The sequence below is a fragment of the Vibrio sp. SCSIO 43140 genome (genome assembly GCF_023716585.1).
Lineage (GTDB): Bacteria > Pseudomonadota > Gammaproteobacteria > Enterobacterales > Vibrionaceae > Vibrio > Vibrio maritimus_B.
The window spans coordinates 1,656,374-1,674,707 of sequence record NZ_CP071851.1; the positions used below are offsets into that span (position 1 = coordinate 1,656,374).

The 18,334-nt window shown below is 45.9% G+C and carries 13 protein-coding genes; 5 read left to right on the forward strand and 8 right to left on the reverse strand.

The features are described 5' to 3' along the window. Window positions 1-164 precede the first annotated feature (164 nt). Complete coding sequence (locus tag J4N45_RS25855) at window positions 165-941, forward strand: sulfite exporter TauE/SafE family protein (RefSeq protein WP_252015506.1); 777 nt, start codon at window positions 165-167, stop codon at window positions 939-941. A gap of 148 nt (window positions 942-1,089) precedes the next feature. Beyond that, on the forward strand, window positions 1,090-2,826 hold the full coding sequence (gene ggt, locus J4N45_RS25860) for a gamma-glutamyltransferase (protein ID WP_252015507.1): 1,737 nt from the start codon (window positions 1,090-1,092) through the stop codon (window positions 2,824-2,826). 80 nt (window positions 2,827-2,906) lie between these two features. Here the strand turns inward: ggt and J4N45_RS25865 are convergent, their stop codons facing one another. The 4 genes from J4N45_RS25865 to J4N45_RS25880 form a co-directional block, all read right to left on the reverse strand. Beyond that, window positions 2,907-4,475, reverse strand: coding sequence for a polysaccharide lyase family 7 protein (locus J4N45_RS25865; protein ID WP_252015509.1), 1,569 nt, complete (start codon window positions 4,473-4,475; stop codon window positions 2,907-2,909). Between the two features lie 390 nt (window positions 4,476-4,865). Next, window positions 4,866-6,242 carry an aldehyde dehydrogenase EutE gene (locus tag J4N45_RS25870; protein ID WP_252015511.1) on the reverse strand — a complete coding sequence of 459 codons (1,377 nt, stop codon included), beginning with the start codon at window positions 6,240-6,242 and terminating at the stop codon, window positions 4,866-4,868. A gap of 524 nt (window positions 6,243-6,766) precedes the next feature. After that, window positions 6,767-7,513, reverse strand: coding sequence for a sugar nucleotide-binding protein (locus J4N45_RS25875; protein ID WP_252015513.1), 747 nt, complete (start codon window positions 7,511-7,513; stop codon window positions 6,767-6,769). Window positions 7,514-7,676: 163 nt separating this feature from the next. Further along, window positions 7,677-9,053, reverse strand: coding sequence for an aldehyde dehydrogenase EutE (locus J4N45_RS25880; RefSeq protein WP_252015515.1), 1,377 nt, complete (start codon window positions 9,051-9,053; stop codon window positions 7,677-7,679). Window positions 9,054-9,597: 544 nt separating this feature from the next. Between J4N45_RS25880 and J4N45_RS25885 the strand changes: the two genes are divergently transcribed. After that, complete coding sequence (locus J4N45_RS25885; RefSeq protein ID WP_252015517.1) at window positions 9,598-11,187, forward strand: diaminopimelate decarboxylase family protein; 1,590 nt, start codon at window positions 9,598-9,600, stop codon at window positions 11,185-11,187. A gap of 52 nt (window positions 11,188-11,239) precedes the next feature. On the opposite strand, the gene J4N45_RS25890 is transcribed toward J4N45_RS25885, so the two are convergent. Together J4N45_RS25890 and J4N45_RS25895 are read right to left on the reverse strand one after the other, a co-directional pair. After that, on the reverse strand, window positions 11,240-11,830 hold the full coding sequence (locus J4N45_RS25890; protein WP_252015519.1) for an alpha-ketoglutarate-dependent dioxygenase AlkB family protein: 591 nt from the start codon (window positions 11,828-11,830) through the stop codon (window positions 11,240-11,242). 169 nt (window positions 11,831-11,999) lie between these two features. Next, the gene (locus J4N45_RS25895) at window positions 12,000-12,791 is read right to left on the reverse strand and encodes an MBL fold metallo-hydrolase (protein WP_252015521.1); all 792 of its coding nucleotides are present in this window, start codon (window positions 12,789-12,791) and stop codon (window positions 12,000-12,002) included. A 97-nt stretch (window positions 12,792-12,888) separates the two neighbouring features. Here J4N45_RS25895 and J4N45_RS25900 point away from each other — a divergent pair, with 97 nt between their 5' ends. Then, window positions 12,889-13,845 carry a GlxA family transcriptional regulator gene (locus tag J4N45_RS25900; RefSeq protein ID WP_252015523.1) on the forward strand — a complete coding sequence of 319 codons (957 nt, stop codon included), beginning with the start codon at window positions 12,889-12,891 and terminating at the stop codon, window positions 13,843-13,845. 70 nt (window positions 13,846-13,915) lie between these two features. On the opposite strand, the gene J4N45_RS25905 is transcribed toward J4N45_RS25900, so the two are convergent. Next, window positions 13,916-14,566, reverse strand: a complete 651-nt coding sequence (locus tag J4N45_RS25905) for a hypothetical protein (RefSeq protein ID WP_252015525.1) — start codon at window positions 14,564-14,566, stop codon at window positions 13,916-13,918. 454 nt (window positions 14,567-15,020) lie between these two features. Between J4N45_RS25905 and J4N45_RS25910 the strand changes: the two genes are divergently transcribed. Next, entirely contained in the window at window positions 15,021-15,665 is a 645-nt protein-coding gene (locus J4N45_RS25910) for a flagellar brake protein (protein ID WP_252017250.1), read from the forward strand. A gap of 57 nt (window positions 15,666-15,722) precedes the next feature. Here the strand turns inward: J4N45_RS25910 and J4N45_RS25915 are convergent, their stop codons facing one another. Next, complete coding sequence (locus tag J4N45_RS25915) at window positions 15,723-18,083, reverse strand: Lon protease family protein (RefSeq protein WP_252015528.1); 2,361 nt, start codon at window positions 18,081-18,083, stop codon at window positions 15,723-15,725. Window positions 18,084-18,334 lie beyond the last annotated feature (251 nt).

The following is an 18,334-nucleotide window of genomic DNA, read 5'->3' on the forward strand; positions in this document are numbered from 1 at the left end:
AAAGGAATATGACCGTGCCTCCTGTAATTCGCCGCGCGCGTCTTTTGGTGACTTGCAAGCCGCGATCTCTGTCTATAGATCACGTAACCGATTGAACCTTTTGAGACTCGGTACGGTTTAAGATATGTTGATTGTTAACGACTTTTCACCATCATATAACCTCTATGTTACTTGACCTCTCTCAGATAATTTTGCTCTTCCTCGCTGGCGTGTTTGGTGGTGTACTCAACTCTGTCGCAGGAGGAGGGAGCTTCATCACCTTCCCTGCACTGCTTTTCGTCGGAATACCCCCGATTGTCGCCAATGCCACCAATACCTTTGCGGCTTGTGCTGGTTATCTGAGTGGTACCTACGCGTTTAGGCTGGAAGTACTTAAAGATCGCAGTAACCTGCTAAAAATTGTCCTTCTTAGTATTGCCGGGGGCATCAGCGGTAGCTACCTATTGATTTTGGTGTCTGAGCAACAGTTTGTTTCCGCGATTCCATGGTTACTGCTGTTTGCAACTTTGCTGTTTATCTTTGGTGATAGCATCAATAAGCGATTGCAGAAAGCCAGTAGCAATCGTCATTTAGGTGGGCTTGTCGCCTTTGGTTTGGGCGTATTCCTATTCTGTGTTGGCGTTTTCGGCGGCTTTTTTAATGCCGGGTTAGGCGTCATCGGTTTGAGTTACCTTGCGGTTGCTGGCTACAAAGACATTAATTTAATGAACGGCCTCAAACTCCTTATTTCTACGTGTGCGTCAGCCATTGCTATTGTCCTATTTGTTTTCAATGGACTCATCGACTGGTATTCCGGCATTGCCGTTATGCTTGGGACTCTTACTGGCGGTTACGTGGCTGCAAGGCTTTCACGACAACTACCCCAGATTGTAGTTAGACGTTTCGTTACCTTCAGCTCGGTTGCGATCACTTGCTACTTTTTCTACGACACCTATTTATAACCCTTGGATATAACCTCTATTCTTCTTATCACCCTCTGACCTATTGATAACAAAGCTATGACCTAACGGTTAAACTGCCGCCAGTTGGATATGTTACTGATAGCACCTAATCTATGAGTACTTATGACAAATCGTTTAGAGGTCCCCTATGTCATCACGTATCGCGTTGCTTCTGACGCTGGTCTCCACGTCATTGGCAGCACAGCCTGATCCTTTTCCAACACAGCCAAACGACACTGGAAAGTCGTTTATGGTCAGTGCCACCAACCCTTATGTGACCAGCACAGGGTATTCAATCTTGAAACAAGGTGGCAATGCGGTGGATGCCATGGTGGCGATGCAAATGGTAATGTCGGTGGTTGAACCTGACATGACAGGCATCGGAGGCGGCACCTTTGCCCTCTATTACGACAACAAAGCTAACTCGTTTACAGCCTATGACGGGCGCGATGAAGCTCCGTCTAGTGCAACGCCAGATATGTTTCTGGATGACAACGGCAAAGCGATAAGCCGAAATGACATTCTAGGCCCACGTTCGGTTGCTATTCCCGGCACATTGAAGCTTCTGTACCACACTCATCAAAAACACGGTAACTTGGAGTGGAAACAATTGGTTCAGCCTGCCATCAACTATGCTGAGCATGGCTATTCAATGAATAGCTACACCTACGATATCGTTGTCCGTGAACAATCAAGATTGGTTCATGATCCTGAAATCAAATCACTCTATTGGAACGGTGATGATATTCGCCCAACTGGCACTCTGATGACCAACCCGAAAATGGCAACCACACTAAAAGCCATCGCGGAGCAAGGTGCGAACTATATGTACCAGGGCCCACTGGCTAAACGTATTGTCGATACCGTAAACGCACAATTGGACAAAGAGCAGCCTAAGCTATCGGTTGAAGATTTTGCAAACTATCGGGTAAAAACTCGTGACATCGTTAAGTCCGACTATCGCGGTAACGAAATTGTTTCGTTCGGTTATCCAGCCTCTGGCGGCGTTCTGGTTTCTCAGTCACTCGATATGCTTGAGAAGTACGATATCGCCTCGATGCCAAAAACGACGGCAGAGCCGTGGCGCTTAATGGTGGAGGCGATGCGTCTAGCCAAAGCCGATCGCATCGCTTACGCAGGTGACCCGAGTTATGTTGAAACGCCAGTAAAGGCTCTGCTCGACGAAGATTACCTCGATGACCGTTTTGATATGATCCCAGAGCAAGGTGCTGGAGACAGTAAAACCATCAAACCTGGTCTGCCTGAAATCAAAACACCGGCTCAACACGAAGGCTTTGAGAGTCAAGATACCGGCCATATCTCAATTGTAGATAGTGAGGGCAACGCGATCGCGATGACAAGTACTGTTGGCACCGGCATGGGCTCTGGCGTCATGGTCGACGGCGTCTTGCTCAACGCGCAAATGGCCAACTTCTCATCGATTCCAACACTGAAAGGTAAACCTGTCCAAAACGCTATTGAGGCAGGTAAACGCCCTCGTTCAGCAATCACTCCTTTGATGATGTTTGATGAAGACGGCAAGCTTCGTTTAGTTGTCGGTAGCCCTGGAAGTTCACAGATCCCTGGGTACGTACTGAAAACCATCGTGGGCGTGGTCGATTGGAACCTATCAGCACAGGATGCGATTGATCTTCCGAATATTCAATATGGTACTAAGATCGACCGAACTAAGCCGTACAACCCAACTGGGCTGCTCGTAGAGAAGCGCACCTTTGCAGAATCAATGGTGCCAAGCTTCGCTGAGATGGGCTATAAAGTGCACGTCATCCCGGTAGTCAGCGGTCTGAATGCGATTGAAGTTAAAGATGGTGAGTTGCACGGAGCGACTGACCGTCGCAGAGCTTCCACATCATTAGGCGATTAAGGTCTGACACTTTCTACATCGCTTAGAAACAAAAAACCTCCGGCTCAATAAGTCGGAGGTTTTGTTTTTAGATTAAGGCATTATTTTTGGTATTGATCGTGAGACACGTCAAGCTGGTAGAACGTCGCTTGAGAGTAATCGTCTAGATCACCGCTGATGTTTTGGTTGTATACACCAGCTTTGAAGTACATGTACTTGCCACCAACGTCATAACCACTGTCGCTCATGTCGACAACTTGTACCACGTCGTCTTTGCCTTCACGCATTAGTGTCACCGTCATAGTGTTACCTTTAACTTCAATGCGGTAGCTAAATACTTCACCAAGTGCGATACCGTCTTCACCGACTTCAGCAGTCATATCGCCCACTAGAGGGTAGAAGTCTTCTTTTGTTGCATCTTGGCTTTCGTGTGCAAAGTATACTGCGCCCGTTGCTTGATTTGGCAGTTTACGGTAGTACAAACGAATTGGCTCGTCGTTTTGGTCGTGAATCTGACCAATGATAAAGCGGCCAACTTCGTTCGCGTTACCTGTTGTGGTTGCATGGTCGATTTTCAACGTCGCTTCCATCACACCGTCAATACCACCAGCCGCTTCTAGATCCGCTTGAGGAGCACTTGAGAATACCCAGTTGTTCTTGTTAACACCTTTAGTGCTAATCGACTGGTCACCACGGCGCATCATTTCACGAAGCTCAGTACGCGCGTACTTAGTATTTTTCGATGTACGTACACCTTTCACATAAGACTTGAATACTAGACCGCCGTCATCTGCTGTGTAGAAGATTTCTGGATGTTGATAACCGTTCGCAAGGTTCCACTCAGAAACGTCATCCGGCTTACCATTTTTGTCATGGTCGAATGGTTGAGATAGGTACCAGTGCGTCAAATCAAAGTTTTCGCTTGGTGCGTTACCCGCAAGCGGCTTCTCTGGTAGGTTAGTTGGTACCGGCAGCGCGCTGCGAGTGTCACATTTTACTGTTGTTTCACATGGGTATACTGCTGGCGCACCAAAGTTACCTTTACGTAGATCTTTGCGTGCTTCTTTGCGTGCCTTTTCAGCCGCTTTCATCTCAGCAATCATTGTTGCTTCTGCTGCAACCACTGCTGGAGTAATGATGTGGCTCGATGGACAAGCATTGATGCCACAGTTTACTGCAGCTAGCTCAGTGACACTGTTCCAGCCGTTCTTAGTGTTACCATGACCAACGTATCGTACGTAGCGTGCTTTAACAGCAGGCTCAAACTGGAAACGCTCTAGACCAATTGCTTGACCTGAGCTCATCTGGTTTTCTAGCACTGTTGTCCAGTTTTCGCCATCAACACTGACTTGGATATCAAACTTAGACTGACGCTCATTACCTTTACTGAACGCGGCTTGAACAGCGTCAAACTCTTGCACTGAACCGTAGTCCAACATCGCCCACTCACCATCACCTGCAGAAGACCAGCGCGTAGTAAGGTCTTGGTCAAATAGACGATCAGGTCCATTACCATCGTGACTGCTTGCCGTGATCGCAACCGGCGTCAAAAGTGGCTCGCCAGTTTCTTTGTTGTTCGGGAAATCAGAAGTTGGTGTGCTTGTGCTCGCGCAACCAACCGCTAGTAATACAGAAGAAGCAACCAGGCTCTTTAGAATCGTTTGTTTCATATCAAATCCATTATTGTCGTACAAAGACAGCGTATGTAAGCGAAAATGAGTTCGCAAACAGCTATTTTTAGGTACTTAACCTTCAAATGTGGGCCGTTACACAAAACCTTACATAATCTTATAATACAAATAAATCTTTAATTTGATAAATGAGACTGCCGACACTTTTTGTGTTTCTGATACTTTAACTCGGTCACATTTGTTATTGATAAATTAGTGGACAGGCAGGTTATCTCGTTTAAAAGGTCGCTTTGATAGCCCCTTTTAAACAACCTTTAATTGCAGTCAAAGTCAGAAAGCTTGACCGGAATAAAAAAAGCCGAGCTTTCGCTCGGCTAGGTATATCATCGCTTGGGAAGAGTCGATGAGATATTTTGATTTCGTTATCAATTAAACGATGCGCAGACCGCCTTGAGCGATGGCGAATCGACGTGCACGTGTGAACGATAGTGCATTGGTGATGCCTTCACCCGTTGGGCCAGCGATTGTGAACGTTGACGTACCTTCTGCGTTATAACCTACACCAGAAAGTGTTGGACCATTGTGAGCAAAGATAGTCGTGTTAATGCGACCACCAAACTTAGTGACGTTCTCGATGTTACCTGAATAGATGCATGCAGAGTGCTTATTGCCACGCTCAGCTGCTACCGCACGTTCAATCGCTTCATCGATGTCTTTGCAGATAACCACTGGTAGCACAGGCATCATTTGCTCTACGTGTACGAGTGGGTGATCGTTCTCAACCAACATAACTGCCAGACGAGTGTCAGACTTAACGCCGATCGACTTCAGGATTTCACCTGCGTCCTGACCAACATATTGCTTCACTGGGTGCCATACACGCGCAATTTCGTGTGCAGTACATGGTTTCGCACCTTCAAACTCATCAAGAGTTAGGATCTTGTCAGTCAGCTTCTCTGCTTCTTTTGCCGACATCACGTACGCACCAACTTCTTCAAGTTTGTCTAAGAATGCATCCGCTACAGACTCTTCAACGAAGACTTCTTTTTCACCGATACACAGTAGGTTGTTATCGAAAGAAGCGCCGCCGTATACGCCAGCAGCTGCGAGGTCTAGGTTTGCTGATGCGTCAACGATAACCGGTGGGTTACCAGCGCCAGCGCCCACACCTTTCTTACCAGACTGAAGAATCGCTTTTACCAGACCAGGACCGCCAGTGCCTACCAGCATGTTGATTAGTGGAGAGCTTGCAATCTCGTTTAGGGTTTCTAGTGTTGGCTCTTTCACCATAGTGACTAGGTTTTCAGGGCCACCTGCAGCAACGATAGTGTCGTTCAGAAGGTCGATCATCATCGCAGACACAACTTTTGATGAAGGGTGAACGTTGAACGTTACTGCGTTACCACCTGCTAACATAGAGATAGCATTGTTAACGATCGTTTCTGTTGGGTTGGTCACTGGCGTTACTGCGCCAATAACACCATAAGGTGCACGCTCACCTAAAGAGATACCGTTGTCGCCAGACCAAACCTGAGTTTCTAAGATTTCAGTACCAGGCGTCTTAGCTGCGGTTAGTTGGTGCTTAGCAACCTTATCTTCTACACGACCCAGTTTGGTCTCTTCACGAACCATTTTTGCGAAGTCTTCTGCACGCGCTAATACTGCACCGCGAATTGCAGTGATGATGGCTTCGCGACCTTCTTTAGTACAGTTAACGTAGTACTCGATTTGAGCTTTGTGAGTTGCTTCAATCGCAGCGTCCACTGTCGCGAATACACCTTTAGCGTTATTGATATCAAAAGACATAATGATTACCTCGTGAGATTTGGTGCTATAAGAGCTGGGCTTTGCCTTCTATTTGCTCTTTTGAGCTTGTTGGCTGAGCTTTATCGCCAGCCTCAAGATGGTGACAATTTACCCCAAGCATTCATCGAAACTATGTCACTCAGCGTCAGTTTAATTGACCAAGATACCTATTTCTGACAAGTATGTTACTTGACGATTTGAGGCGAAAAAATCAGAGGAAAGAAGCTTCACGAAAGATCAGTAAGTTAGCAGCATCATGGCAGATAATCAGGCGGCCGTGCGGGGTGAGGCGTGTTACTTTAACTAAGCAATGAAGTAACGGTAACTCACAACACATTGAGCTGGATTATGAATTAAATCTTTGTTTGACATGGGCTTATAACATGCACATAGAGCACGTAGTTTGATGTTTAATCACTTTCATCAATACAATCCTGCCATAGCAGACTAAGTTAAGCATAGAGATCATCTGGTGATGCAACGCTCTCTTTATTTCAAAAAGTTGGCGTTGAACTAGAGCTTACCTAACCAAATCGATAACTAAGCGCAGGGAGCGCAATACGTTCGTCCACCAAGCGCTGATCGTGTTCATAATCAGTGTTAGGGACAATATTCCAACCTTTGTTGTAATGCTCTTTCAAAGCACAAACCAGTTGATAAAAACTCCATCGCTCCGTCGCGTTACTGTCTAGGTGGTACAAGCCCGGTTCATTTCTTTCAATCAGCTGCAAAAATCCAATGGCCGTATCATCCATATGCGATGTGGCCGGAAACCAAGTTTCACTGGCGTTGATAACCCCTTGTTCTAGATGTTGCTTCTCTAAATGCGCCAACATGTTGTTACCCGTGATTTCGTCGTGAATCTGCCATCCGATCCTTGCGATCATAGCATCTGGATTGGCCTTCCAAATCGCATCTTCACACTGGATTTTGTACTGCCCGTACGCCTCTTTCGCATTGCGTTCTTGAAAGATACCGTAAGGTCCATCAATCTCAGAATCAAACACCATAGCAGTACTTACAAAAAGAAAAGGTATCCCCTGCTCTTTACAGCTCGTCGCGAGCCAAGCAGCCCAGTTTTCGTCTCCCATGGCCATATGGCAGACAGCATCGATCGAGTGTTTGTGCCAAAACTGTGTGCTTTGCTGCTCATCTTGTGATGACACGACGTGGTGGTTCCACTCTAGAACTCTCCATCCACGGAGGGAAAATTGAGCAGCAACTTTAGGGCCGAGTGTGCCGGTTAGACCTGTCATTAGAACGGTTTTCATTGAATGACTCTGAGGTTAGTTTTCAATGAAAGCCAGTTAATCATATACAAAGAAAGGCTCAATAAGATATGAAAGGAAGTTTAATTAGGAGCACAGTTTGTATAGAGAAAAAAAGGCTGAAGCTTACGCTTCAGCCTTCCTTTAAATCTATCGTCGCGACTCATTAGACGATACGCAAACCACCTTGAGCTATCGCAAAGCGACGTGCACGAGTGAATGAGTACGCGTTAGTAATACCTTCACCCGTTGGACCTGCGATGGTGAACGTTGAGGTACCTTCTGCGTTGTAGCCTACTCCAGACAAAGTTGGGCCATTGTGAGCAAAGATAGTGGTATTGATAGCTCGACCAAACTTAGTCACATTCTCAATGTTGCCAGAGTAGATACATGCAGAATGCTTATTACCACGCTCGGCGGCCACAGCGCGCTCAATCGCTTCATCAATGTTTGCGCAGCGAACAACCGGAAGAACAGGCATCATCTGCTCTACGTGAACCAACGGATGGTCATTGTCCACCACCATAACTGCAAGGCGAGATTCAGATTCAACGCCGATAGACTTTAGGATATCGCTTGCATCTTGACCCACATGCTCTTTCACTGGGTGCCATACACGAGCAATCTCTTGTGCAGTGCACGGCTTCGCGCCGTCAATTTCATCCATTGTAAGGATTTCAGAGGTGAGCTTTTCAGCTTCTTCCGCAGTGAGTACGTATGCGCCCGCACTTTCAAGTTTTGTTAGGAAATCATCCGCTACAGAATCTTCAACAAACACTTCTTTTTCACCGATACACAGAAGGTTGTTATCAAAAGACGCACCACCATAAACGCCTGCCGCAGCAAGATCGAGATTTGCAGTTGCGTCAACAATAACAGGTGGATTACCTGCTCCTGCTCCAACGCCTTTCTTACCTGATTGCAGAATAGCTTTTACCAAACCTGGACCACCCGTACCCACAAGCATGTTCACCAATGGAGATTTAGCGATTTCACTTAGTGTCTCAAGGGTTGGCTCTTTAACCATAGTGATGAGGTTTTCTGGACCACCCGCTTCAACGATAGCTTTGTTGAGCATGTCAACCATGACCGCAGACACTACTTTAGACGATGGGTGCACGTTAAAGGTCACCGCATTACCTGAAGCCAACATAGAAATAGCATTGTTTACAATGGTTTCGGTTGGGTTAGTCACTGGCGTTACCGCACCGATAACACCGTATGGAGCACGCTCTTCGAGAGAAATACCATTGTCACCAGACCATACTTTAGTCTCTAGCACTTCGGTACCTGGAGTTTTCAAAGCAGCTAATTGGTGCTTAGCGACCTTTTCTTCAACACGGCCTAATTTCGTCTCTTCACGAACCATCTTTGCAAAGTCTTCTGCACGTGCAAGCACTGCCTCTCGAATGGCAGTAAGGATAGCTTCGCGGCCTTCTTTGGTAGAGTTAGCGTAGAACTCAACTTGAGCTTTATGAGTAGCCTCAATCGCAGCGTCCACTGTCGCGAATACACCTTTAGCTTTGTAGATATCAAAAGACATAGTAATTACCTCATGAAGATTGAAATGACTGTATTGGTACAGATCTATTGTTGTATTTACTCTCTCTTCGGCTGCACATATAGCTAATAACAGAACGGGCGCTATTAACCTTGCCTCGAGTTAGTGATTACAAATTAACCACTAAGCATCAACTTGTAACGTCACTGAGAGTCAACTTTATTGACCAAAAACACCAAAAAATGTGATCTTAATAAGGATGTGTTACTTGACGCTTTGACGAAACCAGATTTTCTTTAACAAAAAAACAACAACCCTCTCGAAAAGCCACGAAATCGAACGTAACTCCCCTCCACTATTTGATTTACTTGATACTTTGGTATACCAGTTACGCCGAAGTAACATACCTATTGCAACGAATGAATGTTAACAACACATTCATCAAATCCATCAATAAAACCCCAGCCATATCACTTAGGTGTAAGTTTTTTTGACTCTGGGTGACGTGTTGTTTTTTCAACCACCGATTACACTGTTTAGCAACAAATCAGTTCATACCTTTTCAACGATTTCGTGAGGAACGAATATGAAATATCAAGCGCGTTTAGAAGACTCAGTAAAGCAACTAAGTTCTGTACTAGAAGAGCAAAAGCAACTTCTTGCCGAGCACAAAGCAAACCAAAACTACGCTGAGCGTCTACAAAACATCCTAACGCCAACTGACGAGCTAACCACAAAAGGCGACGACCTTTATATCGGCGGCTGCAAAGCTTCTGACCTAGTTGAGCAATACGGTAGCCCGCTATTCGTTCTTAGCGAAGACACACTGCGTGGCAACCTACGCCGCGTTAAAGCAGCATTTGGTTCAAACTGGCCAAAACCTGTGAACGTTATGTTCGCTATCAAATCAAACACTAACTTTGCTGTTCGTGCTATTTGTAACGAAGAAGGCGTGGGTGGTGACTGTTTCGGTCCAGGTGAAGTTGAAGCGACTCACATCGGCGGCGCAGATCCAAAAACGATCGCACTTAACGGTACAGTTAAGCCTGAGCTAGCTATCCGCAAAGCGATTGAGTACGGCTACGCAATCCACCTAGACTCATACGAAGAGATCGAAATCGTTGAGCGCATCGCTCGCGAAGTGAAGCCAAAAGAAAAAGTACGCATCGCAGTACGTCTAAAAGTTATCCCAGAAGAGTTCTTTGATAACTTTACACCAGACGCATACCCATTCCCTGACTTCAAGGGCGCGATGAAGTGGATCAAATTCGGTCTTCTAAAAGAAGAAGCGAAGAAAATCATCAACCGCGTAAAAGAAATCGACGTATTCGAATTCTACGGTTTCCACACTCACCTAGGCCGTTTCTCTAAAGATCCAGCTGGTTGGGATGCGCTTTACCGTGAATACGCTCGCAACGTGATTGAAATCTCTCGTGAGTGTAGCGTTCAACCATTCCAAATCGACCTTGGCGGCGGTTGGCCACGTGAGCGTGAGCCAGAAGGTCGTAGTGTTGAAAACCTAATGAACCCGAACACGATTGAAGACTACGCAAAAGTGGTTTGTGCCGGCATGCTTGAAGAGTTCAACAAAGAAGGCTTCGAGATCCCTCAACTATGGCTAGAGCCGGGTCGTTACATCGCAGGTAACATCGGTACGCTACTGACTTCTGTGTACGTAGTGAAAGAAGACCAAGAGATGGACTACAGCTACACAATGGTTGACGCGTCAACATACCTAGCCGTACTGGTTGAGTCTCAAGAGTCTAAGAACCCAGTTCTACCAGCAACTAAGATGACACAACCTCTTCAGCAGAAGACAACAGAGATCGCAGGCCCAATCTGTATCCCATCAATCTGGGAAAGCGGTGCACGCATGCCTGAGCTAGTACCTAACGATATCCTAGCTATCATGGATGTGGGTCACTACGCAGAGTCTCAAGCAAGCCAGTTCAACTCTCTACCACGTCCTGCAACTGTACTAGTTAAAGACGGTGAAGCTGAACTAATCAAGCGCGCTGAGACTGTAGAAGATGTATTCGCAACTCAGATTCTTCCTGAGCGTCTTCAGCAGAAGAAGAAAAAGCCAGCAGCGAAGAAGCCAGCATCTAAGCGTGCTGTAGCAAGAACGCCTAGCTACGCTAAGAACACAAAAAAAGCAGCATCTGCAAAAGCATAATCAAACTCTGATTTAGCTGGTCAAAAGCTCCCTGTCGGGAGCTTTTGTTGTTTTAGGGAACCAAAACTTTTCGAAAAGTTAAGTTAATTCTGGGTTCGACAAATCGCTTAGTTTTGGGAATGGTATGTTGCCAATGATGTTGAGTTTCTCCAGCCATGATCAGTAGAGAGCCAGATGTGAGATTAAACTCCATTTTCTCACCGGTCATTTTGTGTCTGAGTAAAAACCTCCGCTCGGCCCCAAAGCTCATCGAGGCAATGACTGGATTAGTGCCAAGTTCCTTCTCATCATCACTATGCCAACCATTGGAGTCTTGTCCATCACGATACAAATTCGCGAGCACGGAATTGAACTGACTGCCTGCAACCTTCTCACAATGGGCTTTCAAACTATCTAGCAAAGGATTCCATGGTAAAGGCTCAAGCTTTAGGTTCGAATAGGTATAACTTGCATCACCGTACCAAGCCTGCAGACGCGGTATCGCAACCTTTTTGCCAAACATCACTATACTGTCTTGCCGCCACGCCAGTCGCTCTTGTAACTGCTGGTAGTAATCGCTAGCTTGATCCGATGTGAAATAGTTGGGCAGCCACAATAAGCGTCCATCCGGCACCTCGTTCCATTGATTTTCTAGAAGCTTCAATACGTGTTCTCCAAAGTACTCAGCGTGGTCACCCCTGCATTGATATTCAAACTAGGGTATCTCACTTTCCTACTTTCTATATGAGAATACGCTAGTATCGGCTCACATTTCAGAAGAAACAGAGGTATGAAATGGAACAGGCAATGAGGCTCGCTTCCAAAACTTGGCCTTAAAACTCTAGGGTTTCACCATCGGCTGGGATCAACACTTTTTGCTCAAGACCAAGCTGCTGTATTGAGTTAGACAGAGTTTCTCTATCAACCGGACAGTGGTTAAGTGCCTCCATATGGTTAGCAATAACCTTACCCGGTGATAGCTGGATGAACTCCATGACTTCATCAGTTGGCATCAATAAAGGTTGACCCATATCCATCTGTGCCTGCCCTGCGGCAACCACGGTAATGTCTGGCTTAAGTTCAGTCAGTGCGCGTTTCACATCAGCTGTTAATACCGTATCACCACTGATGTAGATACTTGGCTCATTAGGCAGCTGTAAAAAGAAGCCACAGCCATTTGCCATCACTTTGTGAATCCAACCGTGGCCGTGCTGAGCAGGTACAGCGGTAATTTCGCCGCCAAGGTATGGCGTCAGTGTCCACGCTTCCAGACCATTGGCAACCGTCATACCATACTTTTCAAGGTAGGCTTTATCCTTCGCTGGTGTCGTTACTGGAATACCTTTCTCAACCAAGAATTTCTCTCCCGCAGGATCTAGGTGGTCACCGTGCTGGAGCGGCTTGAAGCCAAATGTCTGGCTATGTGTGACCAAGGCATGGTTGACTTTGCTAAGAATCCCCTCAGCATTCGCTGGAAGATCAACAATAGGGTTTTTCTCGGCTTTAAATCTAAACACAGAAAACGGAGGCATGGACCCTTTTTCACCCAACATTGGGTCAATCAAAATAAAGTGTTCGCCAGATTCAATAACAAAGGTTGCGCTTCTCAAGTGATGGATTTTCATGGTTACCTCCTGTTTCGTCGTGGTGACCATTATGCAAGTTCGCCGTGGTGTGCAATACTGTCCCAAGAGACATTAATCGCGCATATTGGGCCATTTCATGAAACAGCATCAAATCGCACTCATCGCGCTAGATAACATCAGTGCCTTTCACCTGTCAGTACCATGCTTGGTTTTTCAGGATGTGTTTGTCGACCAAACGCCCGCTTTTCATCTGACCATCTGTAGCGAGAATGCGAGTGCGGTATCGCTCAGTACAGGCTTCCAAGCCTCTGTGACCCATGGTCTTGAAGCCGTTGACAATGCTGATATCGTCATCGTTCCGAGTTGGCCAAATACGCTACCAGAACCTAGTGAGCTATTGCTAACTAAGCTCCGAGCTGCTCATCAAAAAGGCGCAACAATTGTTGGACTATGCCTTGGCGCCTACGCATTAGCCAAAGCAGGGCTGCTGGATGGTAAACGGGCGACCACGCACTGGGGTTTCCAAGACGTTTTTCAGGCCGAATTTCCCAATGTCATCGTTGACTGCGATCCGCTTTTTATTGACGAACACCAGATCATTACATCAGCGGGCACGGCAGCCTCTCTCGACTGCTGTTTACATATCGTGCGTTCCTTATGCGGTAGTGAGGTCGCCTCACAGATAGCTCGCATGATGGTCACGGCGCCATTTCGAAGTGGAGGCCAGCAGCAGTACATTCCCAACCCAATCGCCAAGCAACCTGATAAAGCTACCAGCTTTGGTCATGTCATCAGCGAGATTGAGCAGAACTTGACACAAAGTTACGACCTCGACTCTGTTGCGGCAAAATGTGCTATGAGCAGACGTACCTTTACGCGTCAGTTTAAAGCCGCTTATGGATGTACGTTTGGGGAGTGGTTACTTAACAGGAGGTTGGCACTTAGCCAGCAGTTGTTGGAATCGACAAGTTACAATATTTCGACTGTGGCGGACCTTTCAGGGTTTGGTTCGGAAAGCATATTTAGAAAACACTTCAGTCATAGTTTTAATATTTCACCATCTAAATGGAGAACAACCTTTAGGGGGGATTAAGGAGTCGATGTAAAGCCTGAGAAAGCAAGAAGGAAGTGCAGTTCCTTTGCATTCCCAGTAAACCAAGACGCTAGTAATTACTTACGTCTTGGTTATACCCCGCATACTCACGCCATTCAGGAATATCTCTTGGGTCACCAAACTGACGGAAAAAGCGCACCGAACTTTGTGGGGCTTTGCAATCTAACTTGTCCTGGCAGTAGTTAGTCAACTTATAGTGACTTTGGTAACCCTCTACCCACGCGTCATAAGCTATATGGGATTGCTTCCAGAACTCATGATCCACCTGTCCTTTGGTTGCCAAGAAAGGGTAGCTAGGCTTCGTTTGTTGAGTAGAATAAATAGCGGTGCCATACAAGTTGATCAGTTTCGAGAGCAGATCTGCACCTATCTCTTCGATGGTTAGCGATTTGATTTTCTCAATATCATGACCAACAAGCGTTGCGACTCGTTCAACCAAAAAGTCCATATCGATCTGTGGCTGGAGTTCATAAGCTAGCCAGTTTAGGCGCTCTCCTATCTCATCAAGAAACTCTTGTCTGGTGAACTGTCCTTCGCGCAACGCTCGATTGTACTTAGTAACATTAGGGTTCTTACGCGCCAAATAGTCTTGAAGCTCTGGGTAGTCAGTGAGCGAAGAGTGACTCTTAGAAAGCACCTCCAACAACGCTTCTTGATTCACCAACAATCTACCTAACTCATTTTTGACACTTTCATTCATATTAAACCTCACTTTTGATTTTGGTTATAATATAACCAAGCTCAAATATAATCAACAATGATGAATAATTAAAATACACACAGAAATGACAATGAGCGGTAAAACAGATATTTATGGAGAAAAACAATGCTAGGCAGCTGAGATAAATTGAGCTCAAAGAGAAAAACGGAAGTTGTGCGGTTGCACTCAATATTGACATCTAAGTCAATATTTTGACTCTTGATACCCTGTTTTTGATTGCACTTTGACTATCGAAACCCTAGAATTTTGTGAACACCGTTCAAAAATATGATAAGTGTGACTCAAGGAATTTCATATAAAATGTTCGGCTTAAGGCCTTGAGTGTAGGACAGAAAACGTCAGGAACCATCAAGCAGTGACGCAACAAAATCAACAAAAATCTAATCCACCACAACGGACGACCCAAACACTAAACAGCACCGATGCCCTTGCGATGATTGAGCATGGCGGTGATGTTACGCTCACAGTGAACACGCCCGTCGGGACGTCATTTCGCTGTGCTACCAAGTTTATCGGCGCGCACTCTGACCATAGAATTTTATTGGAAATTCCCAAGATCGATGAAAGCGACCTTAAGTATTTCTTCCAAGAGGGCTTTTGGTTGATCGTAAGAGCGATCTCACAACGCGGGGAAGGCGGCGTGGTTCAATATCGTGCTCAGCTGCTGAACATTGTTGAAGAGCCGCTGCCGATTTTGATCCTTTCAATACCCCAATCGATGCAGGTCACCAACCTCAGAAAAGAGCCAAGATATGAGGTAAACCTCGATGCCGTGCTAAAATCTGGCGAACGTCAGACGCGTTGTGAGTTGAGAGACATGTCAAAGAGCGGCTGTCGCTTTATCCTCCCGGCACTTGGTAAGAGCTTGGTCGTAGGACAGGAAGTCTCTTTGATGGTGGCAGCGGGTGCTCAGAAAGGGCGTTATTTTCCTCCGCTATCTGGTTTGATTTGCAACCAACAAAAGTCCAGCCATTACACTGCTTACGGTATCAAGTTCGATGAAGCAGGAGAAGACAACGCCAAAGAGTTGCTCTCACACCTTAAGTTTGACGGCACCAAACTAAAACTGCGCGCATAAAGAAAGCCAAGCGATCGCTTGGCTTTTTTAGTGTCACAGTCGCGAAGTCAAAAAGCGCTACTTACGTAATGCATTCAACCTAGCTTGCGCAATACCAAAAATGGTATCAATCGGATAACTGCCCTCCAGCGTCGCTGTCCCTGCTTCTTTACCCGTAAACAACTCAATTGCCTCGGTAACATGGTCTATCGCCCAGATATGGAAGTCACCTTTCTCGACCGCTTTCACGATATCAGCGCGCAACATTAAGTTATGAGCATTGGAACGAGGAATAATTACCCCCTGCTCTGAATTGCGTCCCTTGATGGCGCAAACATCAAAGAAGCCTTCAATTTTTTCGTTCACACCGCCAATCGGTTGTGACTCGCCAAACTGGTTCATTGAACCCGTTATGGCGATATCTTGTCGATTGGGCTGACCAGAAAATGCCGATACAACAGCACAGAACTCCGCCATACTGGCGCTATCACCATCAACCCCACCGTAAGACTGCTCAAAGGTAATCGTAGTCGTCAGGGGCACTTTTGCCGTTTTACCAAATACCGAAGAGAGGTATGCACTTAAGATCATCACACCTTTCGAGTGAATGCTGCCACCAAGATCTACACTGCGCTCGATATCGATGACCTCACCATCACCATAAGACGTCGTAGCGGTAATGCGGTTAGGGGCACCAAACATATGATCGCTTGTCGTCAGCACAGACAACGCGTTCACTTGTCCGATAGCAGAGCCTTCGGTGCGAATGAGTGTTGTACCATTAACGAACCCTTCCATCACGCTGTCTTGAAGGCGATTGACACGCATTTGTTGGTATTCCAACGCCTGATCGACATGCCCCAAACGAATCAAGTTTGATTTCGCATTGCGAGCGACATAGTTGGACTCACGCAACAGGTTAGCGATGTGAGCAGAATGTAGAGAAAGCTTATTCTGATCACCCGATAATCGTGAGCTATGTTCGATAATCCTAGCAATCGCTTTTCGGTCGCAATGCAGCATATTGTTGTCATGAACAATACTAGAAATGAACCGAGCATAATGGAGTTCAGATTCTGCTGTGCGAGGCATCTCATCTTCAAAATCTGCGGTGACTTTAAATAACTCACCAAACTCCGGGTCATAATGTTGCAGTAACTGATAGGTTCTATAGTCACCAAAGAGAATGATCTTCACATCCAAAGGAATCGGTTGTGGGTCAAGTGACACAGTACCTGACAGCGTCAGTTCCTTCTCAAGTGAAGTGAAGCTCAGCTGACGAGCACGAAGCGCGCGTTTTAGACCGTCCCACACATAAGGCTGCTCTAAAACTTTTATAGCATCCATTAACAGAACGCCACCGTTAGCACGGTGTAAACTACCGGCACGGATCAATGAGAAATCGGTAAATACCGTTCCCTTGTAAGTCGCTGTTTCGATAGAACCAAACAGCGAATGATAATTGGGGTTCTCTTCAACGATGATCGGGAAATCAGAACACGACTGCTTTACAATCAAGTTTACTTTGTAGCGTCTTGGAAATTTTTTATCCAACGATGCCGTAGCAATCTCACCCTGCTCATTACCTTCTTCAAGGAAGATATCGACATTTTCACAGATGTCTTTTTGCAGTGCGCTCAGATATTTCTTGATTTCAGTGTAGCCGTTGTACTCTTTTTTCAGTTTCTTGATCAGATGGCTAATAACACCTAACGTCACTTCCTCGTTAAGCTTCTGAATATTATCTGTAAAGGTTTCTTCCCAATCTGTCAGCTCGCGAGCCATACCACGCAGGCTGACTTCTAGCTCATCGATAGTAAGGCCAAAACGTTCTTGTTCATCTTCAGACAGCTCTGCAAAGGTTTCATCTGTATGGAGATCTTCGCCATTTAACGCAACAAACTGATAATCACCTTGAGAGGTAATAGTGAGACTAATGCCTTTTTCTTTGGCTTCTTCGCTGAGTTTTTGAAGCTCAACTTGCTGCTTGCGTGCCAGATCGTTTTTAAGCTTATCTGCGCGACCAAAATAGAGTTCATTATCAAACGCCATAGGTATGGCTTTAACGAGTTTTGAGATAAGTTTTTCAACATCCTTTTTAAGCTTCTCGCCCATTCCACAGGGTAATTTGAGCACTTGTGGGGTTCGTGTATCTGCAAAGTTGGCTACATAGCACCAGTCGAAAAGTGCTTCACTATCGTGTGGATGACGGCTGAGATAGCGCAAGATCATGGTTCGTTTACCGAGACCATTTTGACCAATTGCGTAGATGTTATAACCCTTTTCCTTGATGGACATCGCAAACTCGACGGCTTTCTGAGCTCGTTCTTGTCCGACGATCTCATCAATTGGGTCTAGCTCTTTGGTCGACTTACAAGGCAGCTTTTTTAGTTCTGCGGCGTGGTATAGCTTATTGGCATCTAATCTTTGAATCGCCATTACCAGCTCCTACTTTTTCCCTTCTTAATTTCAGTTTAGCTGAATTGGCTTTACATTTTAGTGACTTACTAAGGAATTACGCTCAACTGCTGTCTTTTTGTACAATCTCGCAATTCCTGCCAACTTAGCTCGTTCGCCGAGGAGCGCACCGTTTACTCTCTTGTTTAGTTTGGTTATGTTAGAAAAAACTAAGGTCGTTTTAACGTGCTCAAGCACTCTTTTGGATTGCCGACACTACAGTGAGTTGTGAA